Origin of the sequence: Haloferax mucosum ATCC BAA-1512 (assembly GCF_000337815.1) — an archaeon.
In the GTDB taxonomy this organism is placed as follows: domain Archaea; phylum Halobacteriota; class Halobacteria; order Halobacteriales; family Haloferacaceae; genus Haloferax; species Haloferax mucosum.
Genome location: NZ_AOLN01000007.1, coordinates 70,935 through 97,551, shown reverse-complemented (window position 1 = coordinate 97,551; position 26,617 = coordinate 70,935). Strand labels below are relative to the sequence as shown.

The following is a 26,617-nucleotide window of genomic DNA, read 5'->3' as shown; positions in this document are numbered from 1 at the left end:
GACGTCCGATAATGTCATCAGACATTACAGTATATCAATCCTACACTTATCTATTAAACATTTCTATTCTAACATTAGCTCGGTGATATCTGTACTCAAAAGTAGTGAATATAATCCTCACCCCCACATTATCAGAATACAATGAGTATCTAGATACTGGAATTCATTGGATATGGAGGGTAAACTCTCGCTTTTCGGCCGCCTCGTCGCGGTCGATACCGTTGAGGCACTCCGAACGACGCCGGAGGTCCCGTTCGAGCTATCGGTCACGCTCGATATGATTCCGGACCGAATACAGGACGACTTGCTGTGTCTCGACGGCGTCGAAGCGGTCTCCACGAGTGACGGCGTCCTGCGTGTCGGATGCGCCGACGCGAGCGCGAAAGCCGACGTTATCACACACCTCGACGACACCGAAGCGGCGATACTCGACGTCAGAACCGGTGAACCGTCGTTAGAACAGGTCTTCATGGAGACTGCGGTCGAGGTTCCGCGCGCATGAAGCGGGTTCTCTTGCTCGCACGGCACGACTTCGGTCACGCGCTCCGAGACCGACTGGTCTGGGGTGCGGTGATTCTGCTCGGACTGATGTACTTGCCGACTGCAGGCTCTCTCGCGGCGAGCGATCACTATTCGCTTGCCGAGTACATCATCCAAATCCCCTTCGAGTTGCAGACGTTCACGTTAGTCCTCGTCGTGGCAGTCGGCTACAATTCCGTCGTCGGTGAGCGAACTGCCAAAACGATGAAGCTCATCTTCGGTCTGCCCAGTACGCGTCGTGACCTGCTTCTCGCAAAAGTGCTGTCGCGGGTCGCAATCTCTCTCGTAGCGACCGCGACGATACTCGTAATCGGGAATTACTTCCTCGCCCAAGGGTACGGGCGGCCGTATCTGCTCCCGTACTGGACGATTGGCGCGTGGATGCTCCTGTACGTCGTCGTCTGGACTGCGGTCTCCGTCGGCTATTCAGCCGCCTTCGATTCGGCGTATCAGACGTTGCTCGCAATCGCCGGGTCCTTCTTTCTTTTCTCGCCCGATTACTCCGTGTGGGGGTCCACGTTCCGTCCCGCGTTCACGTTTATCTTCACCGGTTCGGCGTCTCCGATCTCGTATGACACAGTCGCCGAAATCCCGCTTTGGTACCGCGTCACCGAGCGGTTCAACCCGCTACTGGCCTTTTGGGAGGCCACGAGTTGGTCGGTTCGCGTGGTCGGTCCCGGAACGCCTTCGGGTGAGTTCGGTGAAACCCTCGCGTTGAACGCCTTCGGGACACTCATGTTTCTCGGATTCGGCGCAGTCCCGCTCTTGTTCGGTTATCGTCGCCTCACTCGAAGAGACCTCGGTGACGACTCGTCGTCGGGGCAGACGCGTCTCCGTCGATACGTTGAGCGCGTGACGAAGCCAACGAGACAACTGCTACGACCCACTCGGTGGAGCGACTCGCGCTTGTGGGTACTTTTGGTTCAGGACGTTCGACAACTGTCCCGGAACCGGTTGGTACTCGGTGGTATCGCCGTGTCGGCGTTGTTTGTACTCCCTGGTATCTCACAGGCGATAGACCCGTCCTCTGTGTTCGGCCCAAGAGAACAGGTGTCTGATATCTCTGGTAGCTTCTCTTTTGCCCCGCTGGTGCTGGGAACGTTATTTGGTTATCGAGCCATCGTCGGCGAGCGGGCGGAGAAAACGCTCCGTGTCGTTCTTGGGAATTCAGCGACTCGTCGGGACGTTTTCGTCACCAAAGCCGTCTCCCGATTGACCACGGCGGTTCTTGCTTTGCTTCCGCTGTTCGTTTTCGCTGAAATACTCTTGCTTGTCCGATTCGGCCATGGCTACCCGGTGTTATTCCTCACCGTTGTCGGGAGTGTTACCACGCACACGCTTCTTTGGACTACAATCTCACTTGGGTTTTCGGCGGCTACCTCGTCACCATACCGTTCGATTGCGGGCACTGCTACGACGTTTCTGTTTTTTTCGCTGTTTTGGTCGAGTGTGGTAAGACCAGTAATCGAAGCTCTCACTGGTACTGATACTAGGGGCCTTTCTGTTGGTATGCCAATACCACCGGCCCAATTCATCAAGCACCTGAGCCCGCTCCGGGCGCACACAACGCTCGGATGAATGCTGTTTCGTCTACAGATTCCTGGTGACTCCGTTCCAGGGTCTGTCCCGCTTTTCGTCTTTAGCGCGGTCGTCGTTCTAATAGCGACGACGCTCCCGCTGTACCTCGGCTATCGCCGATTCGAGCGGGTGGACCTGTAGTCGCTCAAAAACTCGCGTTCACGGTTGGCGGCACCCTCCGAGTTTCGTTTCCCGATGTACTGTCTCGCCCCCCAGTGATGCGATACGATTTTCCCGCCCGCCCGGAAATCACTGACCAATGATTGACAGGCAACTGCTCCGTGACGAACCGGAGCGAGTCCGCGACGCGCTCGCGGCCCGAAACATGGAGGGCGTGGATGTCGACCACATCATCGACGTGTACGACGAGTGGCGGTCGCTGAAAGCCGAAGGCGACGACCTGCGACACGAGCGAAACGAGGTCAGCCAGAAGATTGGCACGCTCAAACAGGAGGGCAAAGACGAAGAAGCACAGGCGGCTATCGAGCGGTCGAGCGAACTCAAAGAGGAACTCCAGGAGCTTGAAGCCCGCGCGGACGACCTCGAATCGGAACTCGACAAGGCGCTTCTCGAACTCCCGAACCTCCCGCACGAGTCGGTTCCTGTCGGCGCGGACGAAGACGACAACGATGAAGTTCGACGCGTCGGTTTCGACGACCTGCGCGACCTGCCCGACGAGGTGACGCCCCACTACGACCTCGGCGAAGAACTCGACATCATCGACGAGGCGCGCGCGGCGAAGACGACCGGTTCGGGCTTTTACTTCCTGAAAGGCGAGGGCGCGATGCTCGAACACGCGCTCATCCAGTTCATGCTCGATGTCCACCGCGAACAGGACTACGTGGACCTCTTCCCGCCGGTTCCGGTCAAGACCACCTCGATGGTCGGCACCGGCCAACTGCCGAAGTTCGCCGAGGACGCCTACCGAATCGGCGGGTCGGAGACCGAAGACTACGAGGACGACGACCTCTGGCTTTGTCCGACCGCTGAAGTCCCGGTTACGAACATGTACCGCGACGAGATTCTGCTGAAGGACGACCTGCCGCTGAAGCATCAGGCGTACACGCCGAACTTCCGCCGCGAGGCGGGCGAACACGGCACCGAGACTCGCGGTATCGTCCGCGTCCACCAGTTCAACAAGGTCGAACTCGTCAACTTCGTCGAACCCGAGGAGTCGTACGACCGACTCGAAGCCCTCCTCAATGAGGCGGCCGAGGTGCTCGAACGACTCGGTCTCCCGTACCGCGTGCTCTCGCTTTGTACCGGCGACCTGACCTTCGCGTCGGCGAAGACCTACGACCTCGAAGTCTGGGCACCCGGCACTGAGTCGGACGACAGCCCCGACGGCTACGGCGGTCGCTGGCTCGAAGTCTCGTCGGCCTCGAACTTCGAGGACTTCCAGGCTCGCCGCGCCGGTCTTCGCTACCGCCCCGAGCGCCACGAATCGGCCGAGTACCTCCACACGCTCAACGCGTCGGGGACGGCCGTCGGCCGTATCATGGTCGCTTTGCTCGAATACTACCAGAACGAAGACGGCACGGTCGATGTGCCCGAAGTCCTCCAGCCCTACATGGGCGGCCGCGAAGTCATCGAAGGCCACGAGCCGGTCGGCGAAGCGGCCGTCGGCGCGGGTAAAAAAGAGTAACGCGTCGGTTCCGGGGTTTCAAAGAGAAACGCGGCGGTCTCTATTTCTATTTTCAATTCGGCGCGCGTGTGAACGTCTTCAGTTCGGCTAACTTTCCGTCTCGCGCCCGAAACCGGTCGAGGAAGACGAATATCGCTCCCCCGTTACTGTCTTCGAGGTGACCGCGGACGACGATTTCGTCGTCGGATTTCGACTGGATGTACCGGTCGATGACGTGCCTCGTGTCTTTTTGCGGTCGGTCGTCGCGCATGAACGAAACGAATTCTTCGCGTCCGTCGAGTCGCATATCCTCGCGCTGTTGGACGAAATCGGGGTCGAGGAGGTTCCGAAGCATGTCGTATCCGTCGTGGTCGATTGCGGTGTAGTACTGTCGAGCCAGATACGTCGCGTCGGGATACACAGCCCTACTTCGTCGGCCGGGCGGAAGAATCCGCCGTCCGCAACGTCGGCACGCTCGGGAGACACTCCACCGACCTACCGCCTCGTTCGAGACGCTTTTCTCCGGGAGTCGCGTACCGCCGGTGTGGACCTGCACGTTCGATACGAGGGTGACGACGACCCGAAAAAGTGCACGGCGAAGAAGCTCGAACGGTTCGAGATGGCGTCGCTTCACGGCACGGACCGGGCGACGCCTTACGGCGTCGTGCTCAACCCCCACGCCGAGAAGGCGTTGTCGCCCGCCGACGCGGATACGGGCGCGCTCGTCGCGCTCGACTGCTCGTGGGAGTCCGCCGAGGAAGCGATGTTCTCGCTTCCCGGCGAGCACCGCGCGCTCCCGTATCTCGTCGCCGCCAACCCCGTGAACTTCGGTCGGCCGATGCAACTGACGACGGTCGAGGCGCTGGCGGCGGCGCTCGTCATCTTCGGTGAGAAGCCGCACGCCGAGGACATTCTCTCGAAATTCAACTGGGGGCACACCTTCCTCGAACTCAACGAAGAACCACTGCGGCGGTATTCGAAGTGCGAGGATTCGACCGAGGTCGTCGAGATTCAACGGGCGTATCTCGAACGCGGCGACTAGCCGACTCCGGACGTGTTTATCCTTTCACCCACGCGCCGACAGCTCCGGCGATGGCACTGTCGATGGCGAAGATGAGCGTCAGGACGATACCGACGGCGAAGACGCCGACGCCCCCGAGGAGACTCCCGAGTGGGCCGCCGGCGAGTCCAACGAGTCCGCCGAGGACGGCCGCAAGCAGGGTGACCGCGATACCCGAAAGCGACCCGGCGACGAGTCCGTTCCACGCGCCGTTCCCGAGCGTCCCGCCGACGAGATACCCCGCCGCGAAGCCGCCGATGAGTCCCGCCCCGATTTGTCCGAGAATCGGAATCGACAGCCCGCCGGTCCCGATGACGAGGATGACGACGAAGCCGACGGCGACTGCTTTCCAGTCCGTCATGTGCGAGCGTACGTCGCGTCCGGGTAAGAACTTCGTGGCGCGCCCTGCGAGTCTCAGCCACGCCAGATTCAGCGTTCGAGGCGTCGAGACCCAAACGAACGCGCTTTTACGCCTCGACCGCGTAGCCGGTTGCAATGATTTTCGAGTCTCTCCCGACCACGCCCCGGTCGGACGAACTCATCGACAAGGCCTTCTCGCGGGCCGCGCGCACGGGGCGAGCGAAGCAGAACAAGTTGGAGGCTCAGCAGTCGATGCTCCAGACGGCGTCGAACATTCTCTCTGACAACCTCGAAAACGTCGTCGTCGAGTGGCCCGACTTCGAGACGGTTGACCCGTTTTACTACGAACTCGCCGACGCAATCGTAGACGTTGACGAGATTCGAAAGAGCCTCTCGGAGGTTATGTGGGCCTCGCGGCAGATCGACAACATCGCCCGTGAATACCAGCCGAAACTCCGTAAAACCGACGCCGACCTCGCTCGCAAACACCGAAAGCAGGCGTTCGCGCGCATGGCGAGCGTCACCGAGGAAGTCGAAGACGACCTCCTCCGAATCGGTGAGGCCCGCGACGCCCTGAAGAACCTCCCCGACATCCGCCCGGACGAACCGGCAATCGTCGTCGCCGGCTATCCGAACGTCGGGAAATCCTCCTTCGTCAACGGCGTCACGCGCGCGTCGAACGAAATCGCGCGCTACCCCTTTACCACGAAGGGCGTCCAAATCGGACACTTCGACCGCGACCGAATCCGGTATCAGATTATCGACACGCCGGGCCTGCTCGACCGCCCCGAAGACGACCGAAACGACATCGAGCGACAGGCCGTCAGCGCGCTCGAACACCTCGCGGATGCGGTCATCTTCGTCGCCGACGCCAGCGAGGAGTGCGGCTACCCACTCGACTCGCAACTCGAACTCCGCGACGCCGTCCGGACCCGGTTCGAAGAGCGAGACATTCCGGTCCTCACCGTCTGTAACAAGAGCGACCGCTCGACCGACATGGAAGCAGACCTGTTCATGAGCGTCGAGACGGGCGACAACGTCGATGCGGTCCTCGACGCCGCGGCCGACGCCGTCGGTTTCGAACCCGATATTCCACCGTCCCGAAACGAGTAATCGTCCTTCTGGGCGAGTTCTATTTTTTGTTCGGCAACTGCCGCGACGTGGCGAGAGACGGGTCTCAAATAGAGTTCAAAAGCAACTGAATAACACGTGAGCGGTGTGTCTCGGGAGACGACGTGTCCGTCTGGTATCGGTGTGGAGGGCCGAGTGTGACTGGAGAGATTCGTCAGCGGGTGTTTGGGCTGGTTCGTGTGGTAGTCCAGGTTGGGGGCTGGTTCGTGTCTGTGAGTCGGGTTGTGTTTGTCGGTCGGGTCTGTGCTTGTCGGTTCGTCTGTCTCTGTCGGTCGGGTCTGTGCTTGCCGTTTCACTCGGCCATGTAGACCATCTGAACCGTCGCTCTCACGGTCACGGGGCCGGGCGAGAGTTCGGTCGAGGAGCCGGCTGTCGTCCGAGCATCTTCGGCGTAGGCGACCGGGTACGGATCGGGAGCGCTCCCGCCGACGGCGGCAGTCTGGACGCCCGTGATGCGCAGGTCGGATGCGTCTGCGACCGTCTCGGCGTCAGCTTTCGCCGAATCGACGGCGTTGGTCAGCGCCTCGCTACGGAGTTCCGAGCGGGTCTCGTCGGTGAGCGTGAAGTGGACGCCGCGAATCTCGCTGGCACCGGCACCGACTGCGAGGTCGATGACTTCGCCGGCGCGGTCAGGTTCGACTTCGACGCTCAGCGTGTGGGCGGCGCGGTAGCCGACCAGTTCGCGTTCTTCGCCGTGGTCGTATTCGGGGTCGACGCTGAAGCCGGTCGTCTGAATCGCGTCTTCGTCGATGCCGGCGTCGGTCAGCGCGGTGCGAACGGCGGCCACGTCGTCAGCGACCGTGCCGCGGGCTTCGTCGGCGGAGTCGGCGGTGCTGGTCACGGCGATGTTGACGACGGCAAGGTCGGCTTCGGCGGTGACTTCGCCGGTGCCGGTCGCGGAGATTGTCGTCGCGTTCGTGCCCGCTTCGGTCCCGTCGGCCGTCGTCTGCATGGGTGCGGAGAGACAGCCTGCGAGAAGTACGAGTCCCACGATGAACAGTGGGGCGATGATGCGTCGTTGCATACACACCGAAACGACAGCGGAGCTATTCAACTCGCGCTAGAGACAAAGAGCGACTGTAGCCTTCCGAAGCGGCGTTCAGTTCGGAACCGAAATTCCGGACTAAACTCTCAACGCCACGGATTCGAACGACTGTGCGCTTGTTTCCGACTGCGTGCTCACCGGTTTTTGTGTGGGTTCTGAGACTGCGACGTAGCGCACTTCGACCGAAATCTGATCTGTTCCCCACGGCGACAGCGGGTCGGGTGCGACCGAGTTCACCTGTCGCGTGAGTTCGGCGTCCACTTTCGGCGGGTCGGACCACGGGTCGTACCCGACCGTGACGACGACGGCGGCGGGTTCCTGTAGCGGCCCGCTGTCGTACTGAATGTCCATCGACAGCAGTCGAGCGTCGGTGTCGGAAAGCGAGCTTTCGATGGCGTCCTGCGCGTCGCTTTGGAATCCAGAGTTTCGATAGGTCGTGTACGTGACCGTCCCGAGGAACGACGAGAGGACGAGCAGTCCCACGCCGATGACTGCGATGCGGTACAAGGCGGCCCGACGCGCCTCGTCGCGCCGGAACCAGCGGTCGGGTCTGTACCCCTGTTGCCAGAGCACGCCGATGGCAACGAAGTTGACGGAGAGGATGTTCACGAGGACAAGAATCGCAGAGCCGACGACGGCCTCGGGCGCACCCCACGCGATGCCGATTCCCACGACGGCCGTCGGCGGAATCAACGCGGCGGCAATCATGACGCCGACGAGCGCCGTCGAAACGCCCGACGACAGCGAAACCGCGCCCGCGGCACCGGCCCCGAGCGCGACCACCAACGAGAGCACGTCCGGTGCAAGTCGTTCGTCGATTTCGGGAGTCGAGAGCACTTCACCCGTCGAAAGCGGTACCGCTCCCGTCTGCTTGAGCAGGAACGCGAAGACGGCGGCCGCACCGACGGCGAGGACGCCACCGAACGCTTGCAGTCGCACGCCGCGGCTGAACATCTCGTCGTCGTCTACGACGGTGCCGACGCTCGCCGACATCGCCGGGCCGACGAGCGGAGCAATAACCATCGACCCGACGACCACTGCGGGCGAATCGAGAAGCAATCCAGCGGTGGCGACGACGGCGGAGATGACCGTCATGATGATGAACGTCGGCACCGACGGGGCGAGGTCGGCGGCTTTCGACGCCAACTCTTCTCTGGCGATTCTGTCGCCGTTTTCCTCGTCTGCTTCGTACGCCGCTTGTAACTGGTCGAATCGCTTCGACGCGACGGTCTCCGCGGCCACGACGACGGTGTAGGCGTCGCGTTCGACGCCGGCCTCCCGAAGACGCGCCAACACCGGCTCGACCGCTTCTTTCGGAACCGGGAAGGTGACGACGGCAACGAAGTCGCGGCCGGATGTCTCCTCGGAGACGGCGTAATCGACGCCCTCGTCGTCGAGCGCCCGAAGGACCGCTTTTCGCTTACCGGTCGGCACCAACACCTGTACGAGTCGCACGACCTCACGTCGCTCCGGGCGGCCAAATAAGCAGGGGCCTATTCGGCGTCCCGCTCGTCTCGAAGTCGTTCGAGCACCGGCATCTCCGCGATTCGCTCGGCCGACAGCGCCGACCAGTCGAGTCCCGGCGGTCGCGGGTACGGCGTCGCGGTCCGAACCGTTCGCTCGGGCGTGACGACGAAGTCCATGGGAACGTCGTGAGAGTCGGGTTCTGGCAGGTCGTCGCGGACTTGCAACTCGTGGACTGTCGTTGCGACCGTCGTCCCGTCATCGACCGCGTCGAGACCCTGTAGCACCGCATATTCGAGGTCGCTGAATCCCTCTCCCTTCCCGATGCGCGCGCCCTGTTCGGAGACGACGACAGACCCCGAAATCACGAGGTCGATTCGCGGCAGTTCGTCCGGGCCGACCTGTTCGGCGTGGCTTTCGACGTGCGAGACGGTCGGCGCGCTGTCGAGGGCGTCGTCGTCGATGCGGGCGGGGTCGAGTTCGTAGAAGCATCGCTCGTCGCGGAGTCGTGGAACGGCCATGTAGACGGTCTTCCCCTCGCGCAGGGCGCGGCGTCTGGCCGGAAGTTGCGGGGCGTCGGGATTCGCTTTGATTGTGTCCGCATCGGCCCACTCGGACGTTTCGGCGAGGGCGTCGGCGGCCGCCCGCGCGTCGGCGAAGTTCGGGATGCGACCGTGCGGCGGGAAGGGAAACCGGGCTTCGCCCGACGATTCGAGTTCGTCCCAGACCGTGTCGCGGAGTGTTGCTTTGTCCATTGTCTTCGGCTATCGCGGTCGAACTGAATATAGTAGCGTTTGTCCGTCGGTGCACGCCCGACCGGAACGGAGGGGGTGGAACTCGCGTTGGCGACCGGAAGCGACGCTCAGCTACGCGAAACGATTTTGCAACCGCTGTCCGAATGTAACGGTATGTTCGTCCGAACTGCGAGAGCGGCGGACGTATCGAGCATCGCTCACATCTGCGCCGAGGGGTGGCGCGACGCGGCGGGCGATATCGCCCCGGCCGACGAGGTTGACTCGGCCGTCGAAACCCGATTCGCCGAGTCACGACTCCGCCGAGAGGTGCAGACGGCCGACGACATGCACGGCTGGGTCGTCGCCGTCGAGGACGGCGAAGTCGTCGCGGCGGGCGGTGGCGGTATGACGGGCGAACGCCGCGGCGAGGTGTTTTCACTCCACGCCCACCCCGACGTCCGCGGGTCTGGTGCCGGAACGGCGCTCCTCCGGACGATGACGGCGCAACACGTCGTCAGCGGCGCGCGCGAACAGTGGGCGTCCTGTCTCGACGGCGACGAACACACGCTCTCATTCTACCAATCTCGCGGGTTCGAGGTGGCCGACTCGACGCCGCACGACGAGATTCCGGCGGAGTCGGTCAGACTCGTCAGGCGAATCTGAGCGTCGTTCGCCGGGCCGCATCCGCCTCGCTTATCTGTCGCGGTGGCGAACGATGGGTATGTTCGAAGACCGACCGAACCGCGACGAAATCGTCCTCGTCGGGCGGTCGAACGTGGGGAAATCGACGCTCATGCGCGAACTGACGGGTCACGACAAGTTCACGACGGGCAAGAAACCCGGCGTCACGCGCAAGCCCAACCACTTTGACTGGTCCTCGGAGGGGTTCATGTTCACCGACCTCCCCGGATTCGGGTTCATGTCGGGCGTCAACGCCGACACCCGTGAGGCCATCAAGACCGATATCGTCCGGTATATCGAGGAGAACGCCGACGACATTCTCGCGGCCGTCCTCGTCGTTGACGGCAAGAGTGTCATCGATATCATCGACCGCCACACCACCGACGAGTCGATTCCGCACGACGTGGAGATGTTTTTCTTCCTCGACGAACTCGACGTTCCGACCGTCGTCGCCGTCAACAAGATGGACAAGGTTGACGACCGCGACGAGCGCCTGAACGACCTCTGTGACCGACTCGGTCTCTTCCCGCCGTGGAAGCAGTGGCGGAACGTCATCGCCCCCATCACGGCCAAGCGCGGCGATATTTCGGCTCTCGAAGAAGCACTTCGGTCGCACCTCCACGAGCAGGCCCGCGACGACCTGTTTACGTTCCTCTGACCTCGGCCTACCTTCATTTCAGCCGCTCGGTGCTCACACCACGCGATTCGTGAGGTCGTCGCCGACGGCCAGTTTTTTCAGGTTCTCGCGGACGAGCGCCGCGATGTCCTCGTGATACGCGCTCGTCGCGGCGCTGACGTGCGGTGTGACGAGCACGTCCTCGAAGTCCCACAGCGGCGACGCGTCCGGAAGCGGCTCTGTTTCGAACACATCGAGCGCCGCGCCCGCGATATCGCCCGCATCGAGAGCCGATACGAGCGCCGACTCATCGACGACGGGACCGCGCGCGACGTTCACGAGATAGGCGTCGTCGCGCATCGTCTCGAACTCCGGTTCGGCGACCATCCCTTCGGTTTCGTCGTTCAGCGGCGTCGCCAAGACGACGAACCGAGCGTCTCCGATGGCTTCGTGTAACTGGTCGGGCGTGTAGACCGCGGCGACGTTACGCACCGGGTCGCCCGAGCGTCGGACTCCGACGACGTCCATCCCGAGTGCGGCCGCGCGGTCGGCGACGCCGCACCCGAGCGTCCCGAGACCAACGATACAGACGCGCTCGCCCGCGACAGTGAACGGCTCTTCGTAGCGCGGCAGGTCCCACGCGTGGTCGTGTTGGGCGTCGCGGTAGGCGTGAAGGCGGCGGGCGAGCGTCAGCATGTACGCCGTAGCCGTCTCGCCGACCGTCGTACCGTGGACGCCCGTGCTGTTGGTGAAGTACGTCCCGGCTTCCTCGTAGACGCCGACGGGGAACTCGTCGTAGCCGGCGCGGATGCAGTGGACCCAGTCCGCGTCGAGAAAGGTGTCTCTGTGGTCGAACGAGGCGACCGCGTCACCCGGTCCGAACGTTTCTCCCTCGCCGACCAACTCGACGGGGACGCCGAGGTCGGACAGCGCGTCGATAAATCGCCGTGGCGGCATCGCACGACCAACGGACTCGTCCACCGCGAGACGTTCGATATGCATGGGCACAGGTCACACTGCCGTCCAAAGGGAGTTGCGCCGTCGGCGTCGGTGGCCGGTTTTTCGCCGCCGGAGCGAGCAGTCGTCACCCGCGTCCGGGGCTATGCGGTCTCCGACCACGGCGGCGGGAGTATCGCATCCGTCTCTGGGTGGGCCGCGCGCCAGTTTCCCCACGTCGTTACCGTCGATGGCAGAATGCGCATTCGTTCGCCCGACTGCGGTCCGCAGATGGCTTTCGCCAAGAGTTGACTCCAGTAGCTTCCGGTCGCGTCGTCGTAGAGGACGAGGTTTCCCGAGTTTCGAACGTCGGCCTCGCCGGACGTGGCGGACGCGCCGAACGCTCGGCCCTCCTGTACGCTGGCGAAGCCGTAGATTTCGGGGGGTTGCCAGAGGTGCCCGGAGACTCGGAATTTCGCCGTCTCGCCATCGACGCGCCGTTCAGCGACCATGCCGGACTGACAGATGGGACAGTAGGTCACGAGCACCGGGTCGTCGCCGAGCGTGTCGTTGACGACTTCGTGCCACCACAGGATGGACAGCGCGTAGGCGCGGGCGTCGCCGCCGCGTTCGACGCCAATCACGTAGCCGTCGTCGGCGAGTCCCGGTCCGACCTCGTAGCCGAACCGGTACTTCTCGGCGACGGTCCGACCCTCCCAATCCCGAGCAACCGCCGGTTCGAGAATCGCCTCGATACCGACAAACGGGTTCGGCGGGTCGCCGCAGACGGTCCCGGGAAAGCCGTGTTGAACCACCGGGTCGGGGTTTTCGGGCGCGGGAAAGCCCGCTATCGGCGGCCGGATATTCCCGGCGGTACAGCCGGCGAGGCTGGCGGTCGCTCCCGTCAGGAGGCCGAGAAACACCCGTCGGTCCATACGGTAGCTGGGGGTGCAGTAGGTGAAACCGCACCGGGGTTGTGTGTCGGTGTCGCACGGGGAGTGGAAAGAAGATGTGTCTCGGTGGGCAATCGTCGTCAGAAGGGCGGCTCGGGTGTTGTTGAGCGTCGTCACAAGGGGCTCGGTGGGGGTAACCTTCGTCACCGCCGCCCGAAAGAAGGTAGGTCGGTGCCTCATTTCACAGTTTTCATCGGTCGGTCGCTCCCGCGTCATCGTCGTCCCACGCTTCGAGTTCGGCGTGCTCCGCCGCGACCTCCGAAACCGCGTCGGCGTCGAGCACGCCGTCCTCGGTGACGACGCCCGTCACGAACGCCGCTGGAACGACCTCGAAACGCGGGTTCGCAGTCGTCACCGACGCCTCGCCGTCGTACAACGAACCGCCGTCTTCGCCGACGAACTCGTCGTCGTCGCGTATCTTGTCGCGGGCGCAGACGGCAACATACGGAACGCCGGCGCGGGCGGCCGCCAGCGCGACGGGGTAGCTTCCGACCTTGTTCACCACGTCTCCGGACGAGAGAACGGTGTCGGCACCGACGAGGACGGCATCGACAGCCCCGTCCGCGACGAGACCGGGAAGCGCGGCGTCGGTCGTCAGCGTGATTTTGAACCCCTTTTTGGCCAGCGATTCGGCGACGGTGACGCCTTCTAAACCCGGTCGTGATTCGGCGACGAGGACACTCGGTCGCGCGTCTTCGAGCGCCGCCACGACCGTTCCGGACCGCGAAAGCGTCGCAACGCGGTCGAAGCCGCGGTCCCGGACGAGCGTCGCCGCCGTCGCCGCCGCGGTTTCGTCGGCGACGACCGCGCTGTCGATTTCGGCTTCGGCGCGGCGGCGGAGTGCATCTGGACTCCGACCGGATTCGGCCATGACGCGATTGATGCGGGTTCCGACGGCGGTCATGCTGGGGCGGGCGTCGCGGAGTGCGCGAGCGACCGAGACCAACACTGCCCGGGATTCGGCGTCCGCGGCGGCGTCCCGAAGGACTTCGAGCGCCCGAATCGACACCCACGCCGAGCCGTGAGTGTCGTCTGTCTGGACGGTTTCGAGCGTCGGCGCGACCCGACGGTACGTCGGCCACAACTCGGGGACGGTGCCGCGCTCGCAGATGACTGGGGCGTGGACCCACTCCACGTCGGCGAGTTCCTGGTTGGGTTCGACTGCGCGGTCGGCCACGTCGAACAGAAACGGGTGGACGGTCCACTCACGACCCTCGTCGATGATGGTCATCGGCCGGCCCGCACGGACGAGTGTCGCGTCGGTGACGCCAACTTCTTCTTCGAGTTCCCTGCGAGCGTCGCATTCGGCGTCGTCGGGGTCGCTTTCGACGTATCCGGAGACGCCGGCCCAACGGCCGCGATACGTGCCGACGCGGTCGCTCCGGCGGGTGAGAAGCACGCGCCCGCCGTGCCGAAGGAACGCGGTGACGACGTGTGTCATGGATTGGACTACGTTAGCAACTGACAAAACGACTATTCACGATGGTGTCCTTGTGAGACTATGCGACTCGCCATGTTGAGCGACACGCACGTTCCGGGTCGGGCGGACGGGATTCCGACGTGGGTCGAAGACCGCGTTCGGGCGGCCGACCTCGTGATTCACGCGGGCGATTTCGACTCGGTGGAGACGCTCGACCGCCTCCGTTCTCTGTCGTCGAACTTCGTCGGCGTCTGCGGAAATATCGACCCGCCGGAGGTTGACCTTCCCATCGTCAATGTCGTCGAAGTCGGTGGTCTCACCTTCGTCGTCACACACGGCACGGGAACCCGAACGGGCTATACGACTCGCGTCGCACAGGTTGTCAAAGACGCCGCCGGAACGGGGGCTATCGGTATCGCCGGCCACATCCACGAAGTGATTGACGAGGTCGCCGATGGTATCCGAATCCTGAATCCGGGTACTGCGACGGCGGCGAACGCCGACGACGACGCGACGATGATGGTTGGCTCCGTCGCCGGCGGGTCGCTGTCAGTCGAAGTCGTCCGCGGCGCTAGCGGTGGGGTTGGATGGGACGGGTGAGGCGAGGTGGCGCTCGTACGGCCGTTAGTCCTCGGACGCGGGTTCCGTGTAGAATTCGTGGACGTCGTACTCCTCGTAGCGAAGGCGCTCTTCGGGCGAGTGAAAGTTCGGTTCGAGACCGGCGAACTCCACTCCGCAGGTGAACGCGCCGAATCGGTCCCGGTAAAACGAGACGTGAAACGCGCCGAACCGCGTCATATCGACTGACTCCGGACTGGTACCCATCTTTTCGGTGAGCAGATATAGCTCCGCGAAGAGCACGTGGTTGTCGAGTCGGAACGAGCGCCGCTCGCCGGTCAACGGGTGGACGTCCCTGTCAACCCGGTTGCGAATCGACTCCGGGACCCGGCCCACGTATTCGAGGTACTCCTCGACGGTGTGCCGTCCCATCGGGTCGATCGGTCGGTCGTCCATGCCTTGGTATTTGTTCACAATATCTTAACCGTACCGCGGCATCGGACGCCCACTGCGATACCGGCCCGGTTCGCCAGCATCCCGTTGTTTTTCACGGCCGTCACCCTCCCGTTTCCTATGGAGCTGTTTCCCGTCCCCGACGTTCCCGAGGTCCGCGAGGGCGACGACCTCGCGGCCATCATCTCGGACCGCGTCACTCTCCGTCCCGACGACGTGGTGTGTGTCGCGTCCACAGTCGTTTCGAAGGCCGAAGGACGGTTCGCCGACCTCGATGACTTCCCGCCCGGTCCGCGAGCGCGGGAACTCGCCGGACGACTCTCCGAACTGACCGACGACGAGAAGGACCCGCGGTTCGCACAGGCCGTCCTCGAAGAGAGCGTTGCCCTCGTGATGGACGAGCCGTTCTTCCTGACCGAGACGCGATTCGGTCACGTCGGCGTCAACGCCGGCATCGACCGGTCGAACGTCCCCGACCACGACCTTCTGTTGCTTCCGAAGCGCCCGAGCGAGTCGGCGGCGCGTATCCGCGACGAACTCGCCGCAGACCGCATCATCGTCTCTGACACGTGTGGTCGCCCGTTCAGACACGGTCAGCGCGGTGTCGCTATCGGCTGGGCCGGACTCGCGCCGTCGCGCGATTGGCGCGGTGAGACCGACCGCGACGGCCGCGAACTCGGCGTCACCGTCGAAAGCGTCGTTGACGAACTCGCCGCCGCGGCCAACCTCGTACAGGGCGAAGGCGACGACGGAACGCCCGTGGTCGTCGTCCGCGACTTCGAGTGGGGCGACCACGGCGAAAGCGACGCTCACTTCCGCGACATCGACGGCGACTTCGTTCGACAGGCGCTCCGCGACTGGAGCTACGAACCCTAACAATCCGCGTTTCGACACTATTCCACACTCATGCTCGGACTCGAACTCACCCCGGAACACCCCGTAACTGACCTCGTCGAACTGGGCGTACAGGCCGAACGCGAGGGGTACGACTCGTGTTTCGTCTCGTGTCATTACAACAACCGCGACCCGTTTGCGGTCCTCGCACGACTCGCCGCCGAGACCGACGACATTCGCCTCGGACCCGGCGTCGCAAACCCCTACGAGATGCATCCCGTGACGCTCGCCGCCAAGGTCGCAACCGTCGCCGAATCCTCGGACGGCCGCGGACTCCTCGGTATCGGGCCGGGGGACCCATCGACGCTCCGGAACCTCGGACTGGCAGACGAACGCGGTCTCCGCTCCGTCTTAGAGGCGTTCAAAGTCGCACAGGACCTCTGGCGCGGCGAGCGCGTCACCCACGACGGCACCTTCGAAGCGACCGACGCCGGACTCAACTTCGACGTTCCCGGCGAAATTCCGGTCTACGTCGGCGGCGAAGGTCCGCACATGTGCCGTATGGCCGGCAAACACGCCGACGGCCTGCTGTTCAACGGGTCGCACCCCGACGACCTTGCGTGGGCACGCGAACAGGTCGATATCGGCCGCGCCGACCGCCCTGCTTCGCGCGGCGAATTCACGCTCGCCGCCTACGCCAGCGTCTCCATCTCGGCCGACGAAGATGCGGCGTGCGAGGCCGCTCGCCCGCCGGTCGCCTTCATCACCGCTGGGGCGGCCCCGCCGGTCCTCGATAGACACGGTATCGACGCCGACCGCGCGAGCGACATCGGCGAGAAGATTTCGGCGGGCGCGTTCTCCGAGGCGTTCGGTCTCGTCACGCCGCCGATGATAGACGCCTTCTCGATGGCCGGCACGCCGGCCGACGTGGCCGACCGGATGGCCGCGGTGCTCGCCCACGCTGATGGCGTCGTGGTCGGGTCACCAATCGGTCCCGACCTCGAAGAAGCGATTACTCTCGCGGCCGAGGCGTACCGCGCTGGCCGGGCGTAGTGCCGATACCGAGTTCCGCGACGAGCGCGCCGAGGACCACGTAGATGAGCGCGCCGACCGCCGCGATGATGAACAGGTTCCCGACGAGGATAATGACCGGTGAGACGATATCGCTCGTCGCTACGGTGGCGAAGTTCACGACCAACTCAAGGGTACTCTGGATGAGCGCCACGACGAAATCCGTCAGTGTTGCCATGGGCGACTGTCGGGATTCGGTAGTATTGATTGTGTGGGTTTCGCACGGGACCCACGACACGGGGAAAACACGTCACGTGTCGGCACCGATAAGGGCCGCGCGAGACCATAGCCGGGCATGTCGAACCGCTCGCTCGACGATTTCAATACCGGCGACGACACACTGGAGACTGCCGAGTCGCCGACGGCCGACGCGAACGACGACCGCGACGTGAGCACGCTCGCAACCTACCGTTGGACGCCCGACGGAACCACGTGTCCGGCGTGCGGCGACACGGTCGAAAAACGCTGGCTCGACGGCGACGAGTACGTCTGTATCGAGTGCAAAGACTGGTAGCGCGCGTCGCGGACGCTCTTGGGCGCTCGAAACCCGACGCTATCTCTCTTATCCTTGCCGCCCGCTTCGTCGTCCGAACCCCCGGACGAACGTCTTTTCGTCAATAGAGAGTATCGTCGGCCGGCCGTGCGGACAGGTGTAGGGCGTCTCGCACGCACCGAGTCGTTCGACCACCTGCGACGCCTCCTCGTCGGTGAGGTCGTCACCGGCTTTGATAGAGGAATGGCACGCGAGGTCTTTGAGTAACTCGTCGCGCGGGTCGGACGCGTCGCCCGCCGCGACGTCTGTGACCGCGTCGGCGAGCGCGGCCGGGTTAAACGGCCGCCCGAGCGGTGCTGGAACGGCTTCGACGCGGTAGGCTCCGTCGCCGAACGCCGCGGCGCGGAAGCCGAGTGCTTCGACGGCGTCGCGGTTCGATTCGAGGAGCGCCGCGTCGGTCGCAGAAAGCGAGACGGTCGCGGGCGGGTCAACCGCGACGGACTCGATACCGGCGGTTTCGACGGCGTCGCGGAGGCGTTCGTAGTTGATGCGCTCGTGGGCGGCGTGTTGGTCCACGACGAGCAGGTCGTCGTCGGCCTCACAGAGCAGGTATAACTCGCGGAAGCGGCCGATGACGCGGCAGTCGTCGAAGACCGACTCGGCCGCGACCGGTTCGAGCGAACTGTCGAGGTCCATCGCCAACTCTCCGCTCCGCCGAAGGTCGGCGGTCGAAAGCGCGTCGCGGACGCTCGATTCGACGGCGTCGGTGACCGCGTCCGCATCTCTGAAGCCGACCTCGTCTTTCGCGGGGTGGACGTTGTGGTCTACCAACGCAGGCGGCAGGCGAAGTCTGACCACGCCAACCGGTTCGCGTCCGTCGGGCAGGAGCGTCCCGTAACCGTCTGCGACCGCCCGTCTGAGCCGCGGCTCCGCGAGGGCGCGACCGTTTACCGAGACGTGAACGTGGTCACGCCGAGAGCGCGTCACGTCGGGATGACAGAGCACGCCGTCGAGTTCGAGGGTGGCCGTCTCACCGCCGTCGGCAACGTCGCGTACCGAGTCGAACGTCGAAGCGTGACTCGCGGCGTCGCGGCCGTAGACTGCGAGCATCGCGTCCGCGAACCGGCCCGTTCCGGGTGTCGTGAGCGTTTCGCGGTCGTCGTGTCGGAGTGCGAACCGAACGTCCGGGCGGGTCAGCGCGTAGCGGGTGACGACCGTCGAGATGCGGGCGAACTCCGCTTTCGCCGACGCGAGCGCCTTCTTTCGGGCCGGGCGGTCGGCGAAGACATCGGTGACTTCGACAGTCGTTCCTCGCGCCCGCCCCGCAGGAGAGACGGTCTTTTCTCGGCCATCCTCGATCCTCGATTCCCGCTCGTCGCTTGCGGCGCTCTCGGCGCGTTCGACCACGACGCGCGTCCCGCGCGGCCCGCCCTCGTTAGTCGTCAGTTCGAGGCGGGAGACGGCCGCGATGCTCGGGAGGGCTTCGCCCCGAAAGCCGAGGGTTTCGACGGTTTCGAGGTCTGCCGCGCCGGTCAACTTGCTCGTCGTGTGGCGCTCGACGGCGAGTGCGGCGTCTGATTTCGACATCCCACGGCCGTCGTCGGCGACGCGGATTCGGTCGGTTCCGTCGCCGTCAACGTCGATTGTAACCGTCTCGGCACCGGCGTCGAGTGCGTTTTCGACGAGTTCGACCACGACGCTCGCGGGACGGGTGACGACCTCTCCGGCGGCGATGTTCGAGCGCGTCTTCGGGTCGAGTCGGCGAATCATTCGAGTTCGTGTTTGAGTTCCGAGAGGAGGTTCAACGCCTCTAGCGGGGTCGTATCCACGAGGTCGGCCTCGCGGAGACGGTTGGCGACGGCTTCGAGTTCGGGGTCAAAACCGGCGTCAGACCCGGCGGTAGCGCCGGAGACGGAATCGGAATCGGAACCGGCACCGGAGCCAGCACCGGCGTCGGCGGTCGGCATCTCCACGTCTCGGGCGTTCTTCCCGGTGTGTCCGTTCTCCAATCCATCGACGTACGCCGCGAGGGTTCCGTCCTCGGCTGTTTCGGCGCGCCCGACAGTTTCGGAGTGGCCGTTTGCGGCGGCATCCGTCGCGTGCGACTCGGCCGTCTTCGACACGTCGAATTCGACGAGGCTCCGCGCGCGGTCAACGACCGTGCCGGGAACGCCCGCGAGGTGGGCCACTTCGACGCCGTAGGAAGACGACGAGGGACCGTCGGCGACGCTGTGGAGGAACGTGACCTCGCCGTCGCGTTGGGCGGCGGTGAAATGGAGGTTGAACACCGTTTCGCGGTCGGCGGCGACGTCTGTCAGGTCGTGATAGTGGGTTGCGAAGAGCGTCGTCGCGCCGATTTCGTCGTGGATGAACTCGGTCGCGGCGCGGGCGATAGCGAGACCGTCGGCGGTCGAGGTTCCGCGGCCGACCTCGTCGAGGAGGACGAGCGAGTCGTCGGTCGCGTTGTGGAGGATGTCGGTCAACTCGCTCATCTCGCGCATGAACGTCGATTGCCCGCCCGCGATGTCGTCTGAGGCTCCGATACGGGTGAACACGCGGTCGATGACGGGCACCCGTGCGGCGTTGGCGGGGACGAAACTTCCCATCTGCGCGAGGATGCAAACGAGCGCCACCTGGCGCATGTAGGTCGATTTCCCGGACATGTTCGGCCCGGTGATGAGCGTCACGCTCCCTGCCGGAAGCGACGCTGGATTCGGGACGAACTCGTCTTGGGCGCGTTCGACGACGGGATGTCGTCCGGCATCGATTTCGATGCCGCCGTCGGACGTGCGGTCGCTCTCTCCGGGTCCCTCGGTTCGGAACTCGGGCCGCGTGTAGTCGTTGGCGACGGCGACGTCGGCGAGGGTTCGCAACACGTCGAGGTCGGCCAGCACGTCCGCGACGGCTTGGATGCGTTCCGATTCGGCGGCGACGTCGGCCCGAACCTCGCAAAAGAGGTCGTATTCGAGGGCGTCGGCGCGGTCGGCGGCCCGGAGAATCTCGTCTTCGCGCTCTTTCAGTTCGGGCGTGTAGAACCGCTCTGAGTTCTTCAGCGTCTGGCGGCGCACGTAGTCGTCTGGCACGCGGTCGAGATTCGGGTTCGTTACCTCGATGTAGTAGCCGTGAACCTGATTGTAGCCGACTTCGAGCGAGTCGATTCCGGTTCGTTCGCGCTCTTCGGCTTCGAGCTTCGAGACCCACTCGCGGCCGGCCTCGGCGGTGCCGCGCAGGTCGTCGAGTTCGGCGTCGAATCCGTCCGCGATGACGCCGCCGTCGGTGATTTCCTGCGGCGGATCGGAGACGAGCGCTCGACCCACGAGGTCGCGGACGCCATCGAGTTCGGGAAGCGACTCGCGGCAGTCGGCGAGGAGGTCTGCGTCGGTTTCGGCGAGCGCCTCGCGGATGTCGGGCACGCGGTCGAGTGTCGTCTTCAGCGACCGGAGGTCGCGGGCGTTCGCTCGTTCGCGCGACACACGCGCGACCAGCCGTTCGAGGTCGTAGACGGCCGAGAGGTGGTCTCTGAGGTCCGCGCGGGTGAGAGCGTCGTCGCAGAGGGCGTCAACCGCGTCCAGTCGCGCTTCGATCGCGTCGCGGTCTACGAGTGGGCGACGAAGCCACGCTTCGAGGCGGCGGCGACCGAGCGCACAGGCCGTCTCGTCGAGGACCGAAAAGAGCGTGCTCCCGGCGCGGGCGCTCCGCGAATCGAACAGTTCGAGGCTCCGGATGGCGGTCGCGTCGAGTTGGAGGAACTCGCGCGGGTCAAAGCGGGTAACGCGAGTCACGTACTCCAGTTTCGAGTCACCTTGGGCGTACTCCGCGTAGGCGAGAAGCGCGCCGACCGCTCGGCATTCGGCGTCAGATTCGACGACGGCGTCCGGCCGCGGCGCGTACGAAGAAAGCGTCGATTCGGCCGCCTCGACGTCGAACGCGTCCGGTTCGAAGGGCGTCTGCATCGGGTCGAAAGAAAGCGACGGGAGGTCGCAGTTCGGACCGACGACGAGTTCGGCGGGGGCCAGGCGTTCGAGTTCTTCGAGCGCCAGCGCCCTGTCGGCACCCGTAACGAGACACTCGCCGGTCGAAACGTCGAGGACGGCGATGCCGTACTCGTCGGCGGCGTCGGTGTCACCGTCGCCGCGGGCGACCGCCCCGAGGTAGGTTGCGCGTCCCGCCTCCAGTAGCTCTTCGTCAACGACGGTCCCGGGCGTGATGAGTTGCGTGACGGCGCGGTCAACCAAGCCGGAGGCTTCCGAGGCGTCTTCGACCTGTTCGGCGAGCGCGACGCGGTAGCCCGCATCGAGCAGTCGTTCGAGGTAACCCGCCGCGTTGTCGATGGGAATCCCGGCCATCGGCCACGTACCGGTTGAATCCTCGCGTTTCGTGAGCGTGACCTCGCAGGTTCGGGCGACCGCTTCCGCCGCGCCGCAGAACGCCTCGTAGAAGTCGCCGACTTGGAACAGGACGACGGCGTCGTCGTGGGTCTCACAGAGGTCGGCGTACTGCGAGAGCATCGGCGTCAGGTCGTCTCGCACTGCCAGCATCTCCGGCGGTGCGCCGTACACCGCCTCGCGCTGGGCGTCCGCGTTCATACCCGGTACCGGGTCGCCGAGCGATAAAAACGCCCGGGAACGGCGCGTCGAACGCCGACGGGCGTCGAACCCCCGGCTATTGGGTGTCGTGTGCGCACATCCAGCAAGGTTAGGTAGGCTGAGACAATATTACCGAACAGAGACCCGCCCGGCCCTGTGGTATAGCTGGCGGGGTATCCGGAATATAATGACTGACGTACATGCAGACTCCGACTTCGACCCCGGGCAGTCGGCCGAGACGGTTTCGGACCTCGCAACGCGAATCTCCGAGAACGTCGAGCGAGTCATCGTCGGCCACCACGACGCGATAGAAGATATCATCGTGACGCTGTTCGCCCGCGGGCACCTCCTCTTGGAGGACGTGCCGGGCGTCGGCAAGACGATGCTCGCCCGGGCTATCGCCACCTCTATCGAGGGGTCGTTCGAGCGCATTCAGTTCACGCCCGACCTCTTGCCGTCTGACGTGACCGGCGTGAACGTCTTCAACCAGCAGACGAGCGAGTTCGAATTCCGCGAGGGACCGGTGTTCGGCAACGTCGTCCTCGGCGACGAAATCAATCGCGCGCCGCCGAAGACGCAGGCCGCGCTCCTCGAAGTCATGGAGGAGTTGCAGGTCACGGTTGACGGCGTTACGAGACGGGTCCCGGACCCGTTTACCGTCATTGCGACACAGAACGACGTCGAACCCGACCGCACTTACGACCTCCCGTTAGCCGAACTCGACCGGTTCATGAAGAAGATTCACTTGGGCTATCCAAACGAGGCCGAAGAGACCGAACTGCTCGGGCGCGTCGCGGGCCACCATCCGATAGAGTCGCTGGAACCGGTCGCAACCGCGGCCGACGTTCGAGACGCCCGCGAGACGATTGTCGCGGTAACCGTGAGCGAACCCGTCCGGCGCTACGTCTCTCGCCTCGCCGCCGATACCCGAGAGCGTGCCCACCTCGGCGTGAGTCCGCGCGGGTCGATTGCGCTCATCCGCGCCGCACAGGCCCGTGCCGCCCTCGACGCCCGCGATTACGTCGTTCCCGACGACATCCAACGGGAGGTTCAGAGCGTCTGGGCGCACCGCATTCGGACGACGGGCGGCGACTCGGGGTCCGAGGTGGTCGAACGCGCGGTCGAATACACACCGGTCGAATGAAACTCACACGTCGCGGGTGGGTCGCGCTGGCCGTCGTCGTACTCGGCGTCGGAAACGCCGTCGCCTACGGGCCGCGGGCGCTCAACGCCGTCGTCATCCCGGTCGTCGTCGCGCTCGTCGCCGGCGCGATACAGGTCCGCCGAGTGTCGCGGCCGCGAGTGAACCGCGACACGCCTCCAGACGGCTTCCCCGGCGAAACCCGAACTGTCTCGCTCGCCATCGACGCCGACCGACCGTTTCCGGCGACGACGACGGACGCGCTCTCGGACGGCGTCTCGGGCGACGCCACAATCGACTCGGTCGTCGGCGACGGGACACTCTCGTACGACGTGACACTCGGCGTTCGCGGCCCGGCGACGCTCGGGCCGACCACGATTGTCGCAACCGACCTCCTCGGTCTGTTTTCGGAATCCTTCACGGTCGGTGAAACGACCGAGCTACTCGTCTTTCCTCACGTTCGGATGCTCACCGCGACGGCCCGTCGGGACTTGTCGGCGCTCGCCACGCTCCAACTGACCGACGACCGCGACGAGTTCGACCGACTCCGTGAGTACGTCCCGGGCGACTCACTCCGCGACATCCACTGGAAGTCGAGCGCCAAATCGGGCGACCTCGTGGTGAAGACGTACAACGACCGCGCCGCCTCCGACGCGGTGCGTATCTCGGTCGGGACGGCTGACGGTCACGAGGACGACGCCGCCGAGGCGGCCGCGACGCTCTGTTGTTCGCTTCTCGATGTCGGCGTCCCGGTTCACCTCACGACGCCTGCGGGTGTCGTCGATGCGGCACCCGGCGACGACCGGCGCGTGCTCGCACACCTCTCGCGGATGCAGACCGGTGCCGTCCCGAACGAGACCGCCGAAGTCGTCGTCCGTGGCGACGCCGGGCGGACCCACGTCCGAATCGCCGGCCGCGAGACAACCTTCGACGACCTTCGAGTCGCCGACTCAGGTGAGACCGTCGTCGCGGCCGACGGCCGACCCGGCGACCGCGAGACGGCCCGGTCCGGGCGGCGCGGGGTGACGACATGAGACCGAACCGGAGGCCAGACAGATGAGCACCGAATCGACTCGGGGGCGGTCTGCCTCGGCGACCGCGGACGCGACGGACCAACACGCGGTCTTCGGGGTTCCGGCGAACCTGTTGGCCGCGGGCGCGTCGGTCGTCCTCATCGGAGCGTTTCTGGCCGTTCTCTACGACATCACCGACGTCGTCGGTCGGCGAAACCAGTTCGCACTGCTCGTCGTCGGCACGCTCGTCCTCGCAACCGTCGTCGGACGAACCATTCGACTGCGCGTCGCACTCGCGCTCGCGGCGGTCATCGCCGGTGGGGGCTTCACCGCGTACTTCCTCGCGCTCCCGCCGAGCCAACTCGCGTTGCTCTCGCCGGAGCGCATCCTCGCCGACTCGCTCGCGCTCTTGAGCGGCCTGTCGGCGCTCCGACTGCTCTCTGCGGACGTGTGGGCGCTCGCGGTGACGCCCGGGCCGACGTTCCTCGCGTGGTATCTCGTGGTCCGCGGGCGCATCGCACCGGCAGTCACCATCGCCGGGTTCGGACTCGGCCTGTTCGTTCTCACGACCGATGCGACGGGGGCGCTCACGCTCGTCGGCGTCACCGCGGGCATGGCGGCGCTCGGATTCGACGGCATCGACAGGTACGGCCGCGACGGCGGCCAACTCGACGTGTTGACGATTATCCTCGCGGCGATGGTCGTCGTCTCGGCCAGCGTCACGGTCCTTCCCGGTGCGGGCGGGTCGCCGGTCATTCCGAGCGGCGGCGTCGCCGAGCAACCGACCGTCGAGGCGAATCTGGTGAGCGCGAGCGACCGCATCTCCATCGTCGGAAGCATCAGCCTCTCGCCGAAGGTCCGGTTCGAAGTCCAGAGTTCGTCACCGGCGTACTGGCAGACCGCCTCGTTCGACCGCTATACGGGCGACGGCTGGGTTCGAACCGGTGACACAGAACCGTACTCGGGCGGTCGATTACGAGGCCCGGACGGTCCGTCTCGGCTGGTTCGTCAGACTGTCACGCCTGCGACGCCGCTCGATTCGATGCCCGCGGCGTGGCGACCGGTCGCCGTTCGCGGCGATGTCGCATCCGACACGCTTCTCACCCAACAGGGGAACATCCGCCCCGCTCGAACCATCGCCACGGACGAGTCCTACAACGTGACGAGCGCGGTTCCACAGTACACGCCGGCGTCGCTTCGGCGGACCGGAACCGACTACCCCGACGAGATACGCGAGCGCTACCTCGCGCTCCCCGATAGCACCGCGCCGCGGGTCCGCGAGCGCGCCGCCGAGATAACGAGCGACGCGGAGACACCCTACGACAAGGCGGTCGCCGTCGAGCGATGGCTCGAAGCGAACAAGGAGTACTCCCTGCGGGTGTCGCGTCCCGAGGGCGATATCGCCGACTCGTTCCTCTTCGAGATGGACGAAGGCTACTGCACGTACTACGCCTCGACGATGGTCGTCTTGCTCCGTTCCGAAGGCGTTCCCGCGCGCTTCGTCACCGGCTACACGACCGGCGAGCGCGTCGGCGACGACCGGTACGTCGTCCGCGGTCTCGACTCGCACGCGTGGGTCGAAGTCTACTTCGAAGACACCGGCTGGGTTCGGTTCGACCCGACTCCCGCCGGTGCCCGCCAAGACGCCGAATCGACCACCATCGAGAGCGCCCGAAGCGAAGGTCTCGACGGCATCGACACCAACGAGACCGCGGCCGCGGCGAACGACACTGACACGGAGACGCCGACGCCGAACGAGACCGAGACGAACGAGACCGAGACGAACGCGACGCCCGACGACGGCCAGGTGCCCCGCATCGACGAGCGCCTCGGCGTGACCCCGGTCGCCGGAAACACGACCGACGGCGACGAGTCCGACGACGGTATGCCGTCGTTGCCGTCGCGCGAGACGCTCTTCGTCGGCTTCGCCGCGCTCGTCGGTCTCGCCGCCGGCGTTCGACGGACGCGGTTGCCGATGCAACTCCGCTTCGTGACCACGGTCTACCAGCGGCGAACCGACTCGCCGGCGGCCGACGTGGTCCGGGCGTACGACCGCCTCGAACTCGCTCTCGAACGGACGTATCGGCCGCGCCGACGCGGTGAGACGGTTCGACACTACCTCGACTCGCTCTCTCGGGTCGGCATCGACGAACGAACCCGACAAGTCGGTCGCATCTACGAGCGCGCTCGGTACGGCCACGGTGTCACTCGCGCGGACGCCGAGGAAGCGGTCGCCGTTGCGAACGACGCCGTCAGGTCGCGTCTGCCGGTCGTCAGACGGCTGACGAACTGACTCACTGTGTGAACCGCGGTACTTTTTCTGTGT

General features: G+C 65.0%; 26 protein-coding genes. 14 read left to right on the top strand and 12 right to left on the bottom strand.

The features are described from left to right. Positions 1 to 172: 172 nt before the first annotated feature. From C440_RS05240 to serS, 3 genes are all read left to right on the top strand, one after another. The gene (locus C440_RS05240) at positions 173 to 502 is read left to right on the top strand and encodes a DUF4162 domain-containing protein (RefSeq protein WP_008318955.1); all 330 of its coding nucleotides are present in this window, start codon (positions 173 to 175) and stop codon (positions 500 to 502) included. After that, positions 499 to 2,118, top strand: coding sequence for an ABC transporter permease subunit (locus tag C440_RS05235; RefSeq protein ID WP_008318954.1), 1,620 nt, complete (start codon positions 499 to 501; stop codon positions 2,116 to 2,118). The genes C440_RS05240 and C440_RS05235 overlap by 4 nt, the downstream gene beginning before the upstream one ends. Positions 2,119 to 2,377: 259 nt before the next feature. Then, positions 2,378 to 3,763 (top strand): serine--tRNA ligase, encoded by a 1,386-nt coding sequence (serS, locus tag C440_RS05230; RefSeq protein WP_008318948.1) that lies wholly within the window; start codon positions 2,378 to 2,380, stop codon positions 3,761 to 3,763. Between the two features lie 52 nt (positions 3,764 to 3,815). Here the strand turns inward: serS and C440_RS05225 are convergent, their stop codons facing one another. Beyond that, positions 3,816 to 4,163, bottom strand: coding sequence for a nuclear transport factor 2 family protein (locus C440_RS05225; RefSeq protein ID WP_008318947.1), 348 nt, complete (start codon positions 4,161 to 4,163; stop codon positions 3,816 to 3,818). Positions 4,164 to 4,286: 123 nt separating this feature from the next. On the opposite strand from C440_RS05225, the gene C440_RS05220 reads away from it, so the two are divergent. Beyond that, a complete protein-coding gene (locus C440_RS05220) occupies positions 4,287 to 4,784 on the top strand; it encodes a DUF367 family protein (RefSeq protein WP_008318945.1) in 498 nt (165 codons plus the stop codon). Between the two features lie 16 nt (positions 4,785 to 4,800). On the opposite strand, the gene C440_RS05215 is transcribed toward C440_RS05220, so the two are convergent. Then, a complete protein-coding gene (locus tag C440_RS05215) occupies positions 4,801 to 5,163 on the bottom strand; it encodes a DUF5518 domain-containing protein (protein WP_008318943.1) in 363 nt (120 codons plus the stop codon). Positions 5,164 to 5,297: 134 nt separating this feature from the next. Here C440_RS05215 and C440_RS05210 point away from each other — a divergent pair, with 134 nt between their 5' ends. After that, a complete protein-coding gene (locus C440_RS05210) occupies positions 5,298 to 6,275 on the top strand; it encodes an NOG1 family protein (protein WP_008318941.1) in 978 nt (325 codons plus the stop codon). A 310-nt stretch (positions 6,276 to 6,585) separates the two neighbouring features. Here C440_RS05210 and C440_RS05205 read toward each other — a convergent pair whose 3' ends face one another. The 3 genes from C440_RS05205 to C440_RS05195 form a co-directional block, all read right to left on the bottom strand. After that, entirely contained in the window at positions 6,586 to 7,317 is a 732-nt protein-coding gene (locus C440_RS05205) for an SIMPL domain-containing protein (protein WP_008318938.1), read from the bottom strand. A 99-nt stretch (positions 7,318 to 7,416) separates the two neighbouring features. Continuing rightward, positions 7,417 to 8,793, bottom strand: coding sequence for a TIGR00341 family protein (locus C440_RS05200; RefSeq protein WP_008318936.1), 1,377 nt, complete (start codon positions 8,791 to 8,793; stop codon positions 7,417 to 7,419). A gap of 38 nt (positions 8,794 to 8,831) precedes the next feature. Continuing rightward, positions 8,832 to 9,557, bottom strand: a complete 726-nt coding sequence (locus C440_RS05195) for a 5-formyltetrahydrofolate cyclo-ligase (RefSeq protein ID WP_008318934.1) — start codon at positions 9,555 to 9,557, stop codon at positions 8,832 to 8,834. 153 nt (positions 9,558 to 9,710) lie between these two features. Here C440_RS05195 and C440_RS05190 point away from each other — a divergent pair, with 153 nt between their 5' ends. Together C440_RS05190 and engB are read left to right on the top strand one after the other, a co-directional pair. Further along, positions 9,711 to 10,199 carry a GNAT family N-acetyltransferase gene (locus C440_RS05190; protein WP_049915367.1) on the top strand — a complete coding sequence of 163 codons (489 nt, stop codon included), beginning with the start codon at positions 9,711 to 9,713 and terminating at the stop codon, positions 10,197 to 10,199. A 58-nt stretch (positions 10,200 to 10,257) separates the two neighbouring features. Continuing rightward, positions 10,258 to 10,875, top strand: coding sequence for a GTP-binding protein EngB (gene engB, locus C440_RS05185; RefSeq protein ID WP_008318930.1), 618 nt, complete (start codon positions 10,258 to 10,260; stop codon positions 10,873 to 10,875). A gap of 33 nt (positions 10,876 to 10,908) precedes the next feature. Here engB and ddh read toward each other — a convergent pair whose 3' ends face one another. The 3 genes from ddh to C440_RS05170 form a co-directional block, all read right to left on the bottom strand. Further along, positions 10,909 to 11,835 carry a D-2-hydroxyacid dehydrogenase gene (gene ddh, locus C440_RS05180; protein WP_008318928.1) on the bottom strand — a complete coding sequence of 309 codons (927 nt, stop codon included), beginning with the start codon at positions 11,833 to 11,835 and terminating at the stop codon, positions 10,909 to 10,911. Positions 11,836 to 11,933: 98 nt separating this feature from the next. Further along, positions 11,934 to 12,704 carry a DUF3179 domain-containing (seleno)protein gene (locus tag C440_RS05175; protein WP_008318926.1) on the bottom strand — a complete coding sequence of 257 codons (771 nt, stop codon included), beginning with the start codon at positions 12,702 to 12,704 and terminating at the stop codon, positions 11,934 to 11,936. Between the two features lie 208 nt (positions 12,705 to 12,912). Then, positions 12,913 to 14,163, bottom strand: a complete 1,251-nt coding sequence (locus C440_RS05170; protein ID WP_008318925.1) for an NUDIX domain-containing protein — start codon at positions 14,161 to 14,163, stop codon at positions 12,913 to 12,915. A gap of 60 nt (positions 14,164 to 14,223) precedes the next feature. On the opposite strand from C440_RS05170, the gene C440_RS05165 reads away from it, so the two are divergent. Continuing rightward, positions 14,224 to 14,742, top strand: a complete 519-nt coding sequence (locus C440_RS05165) for a metallophosphoesterase family protein (protein ID WP_008318923.1) — start codon at positions 14,224 to 14,226, stop codon at positions 14,740 to 14,742. A 24-nt stretch (positions 14,743 to 14,766) separates the two neighbouring features. Here the strand turns inward: C440_RS05165 and C440_RS05160 are convergent, their stop codons facing one another. Further along, positions 14,767 to 15,156 (bottom strand): homing endonuclease associated repeat-containing protein, encoded by a 390-nt coding sequence (locus C440_RS05160; protein ID WP_008318922.1) that lies wholly within the window; start codon positions 15,154 to 15,156, stop codon positions 14,767 to 14,769. 117 nt (positions 15,157 to 15,273) lie between these two features. Here C440_RS05160 and C440_RS05155 point away from each other — a divergent pair, with 117 nt between their 5' ends. Together C440_RS05155 and C440_RS05150 are read left to right on the top strand one after the other, a co-directional pair. Beyond that, positions 15,274 to 16,029 carry a coenzyme F420-0:L-glutamate ligase gene (locus C440_RS05155; protein WP_008318921.1) on the top strand — a complete coding sequence of 252 codons (756 nt, stop codon included), beginning with the start codon at positions 15,274 to 15,276 and terminating at the stop codon, positions 16,027 to 16,029. Between the two features lie 30 nt (positions 16,030 to 16,059). Beyond that, positions 16,060 to 17,040 carry a 5,10-methylenetetrahydromethanopterin reductase gene (locus C440_RS05150; protein WP_008318920.1) on the top strand — a complete coding sequence of 327 codons (981 nt, stop codon included), beginning with the start codon at positions 16,060 to 16,062 and terminating at the stop codon, positions 17,038 to 17,040. Here C440_RS05150 and C440_RS05145 read toward each other — a convergent pair. Then, on the bottom strand, positions 17,000 to 17,236 hold the full coding sequence (locus tag C440_RS05145) for a hypothetical protein (protein ID WP_008318919.1): 237 nt from the start codon (positions 17,234 to 17,236) through the stop codon (positions 17,000 to 17,002). The genes C440_RS05150 and C440_RS05145 overlap by 41 nt on opposite strands. Before the next feature lie 117 nt (positions 17,237 to 17,353). Here C440_RS05145 and C440_RS05140 point away from each other — a divergent pair, with 117 nt between their 5' ends. Further along, on the top strand, positions 17,354 to 17,572 hold the full coding sequence (locus C440_RS05140) for a DUF7573 domain-containing protein (RefSeq protein WP_008318918.1): 219 nt from the start codon (positions 17,354 to 17,356) through the stop codon (positions 17,570 to 17,572). Positions 17,573 to 17,620: 48 nt separating this feature from the next. On the opposite strand, the gene mutL is transcribed toward C440_RS05140, so the two are convergent. Continuing rightward, on the bottom strand, positions 17,621 to 19,321 hold the full coding sequence (mutL, locus tag C440_RS05135) for a DNA mismatch repair endonuclease MutL (RefSeq protein WP_008318917.1): 1,701 nt from the start codon (positions 19,319 to 19,321) through the stop codon (positions 17,621 to 17,623). Continuing rightward, positions 19,318 to 22,137 carry a DNA mismatch repair protein MutS gene (gene mutS, locus C440_RS05130; protein WP_008318916.1) on the bottom strand — a complete coding sequence of 940 codons (2,820 nt, stop codon included), beginning with the start codon at positions 22,135 to 22,137 and terminating at the stop codon, positions 19,318 to 19,320. The genes mutL and mutS overlap by 4 nt, the downstream gene beginning before the upstream one ends. A gap of 187 nt (positions 22,138 to 22,324) precedes the next feature. Here mutS and C440_RS05125 point away from each other — a divergent pair, with 187 nt between their 5' ends. From C440_RS05125 to C440_RS05115, 3 genes are read left to right on the top strand one after another with little or no spacing between them, the layout of a single operon-like run. Next, complete coding sequence (locus tag C440_RS05125; protein WP_008318915.1) at positions 22,325 to 23,281, top strand: AAA family ATPase; 957 nt, start codon at positions 22,325 to 22,327, stop codon at positions 23,279 to 23,281. Further along, the gene (locus tag C440_RS05120) at positions 23,278 to 24,312 is read left to right on the top strand and encodes a DUF58 domain-containing protein (RefSeq protein WP_008318914.1); all 1,035 of its coding nucleotides are present in this window, start codon (positions 23,278 to 23,280) and stop codon (positions 24,310 to 24,312) included. The genes C440_RS05125 and C440_RS05120 overlap by 4 nt, the downstream gene beginning before the upstream one ends. A gap of 22 nt (positions 24,313 to 24,334) precedes the next feature. Further along, positions 24,335 to 26,584, top strand: coding sequence for a transglutaminase TgpA family protein (locus C440_RS05115; RefSeq protein ID WP_008318913.1), 2,250 nt, complete (start codon positions 24,335 to 24,337; stop codon positions 26,582 to 26,584). Positions 26,585 to 26,617: the final 33 nt, after the last annotated feature.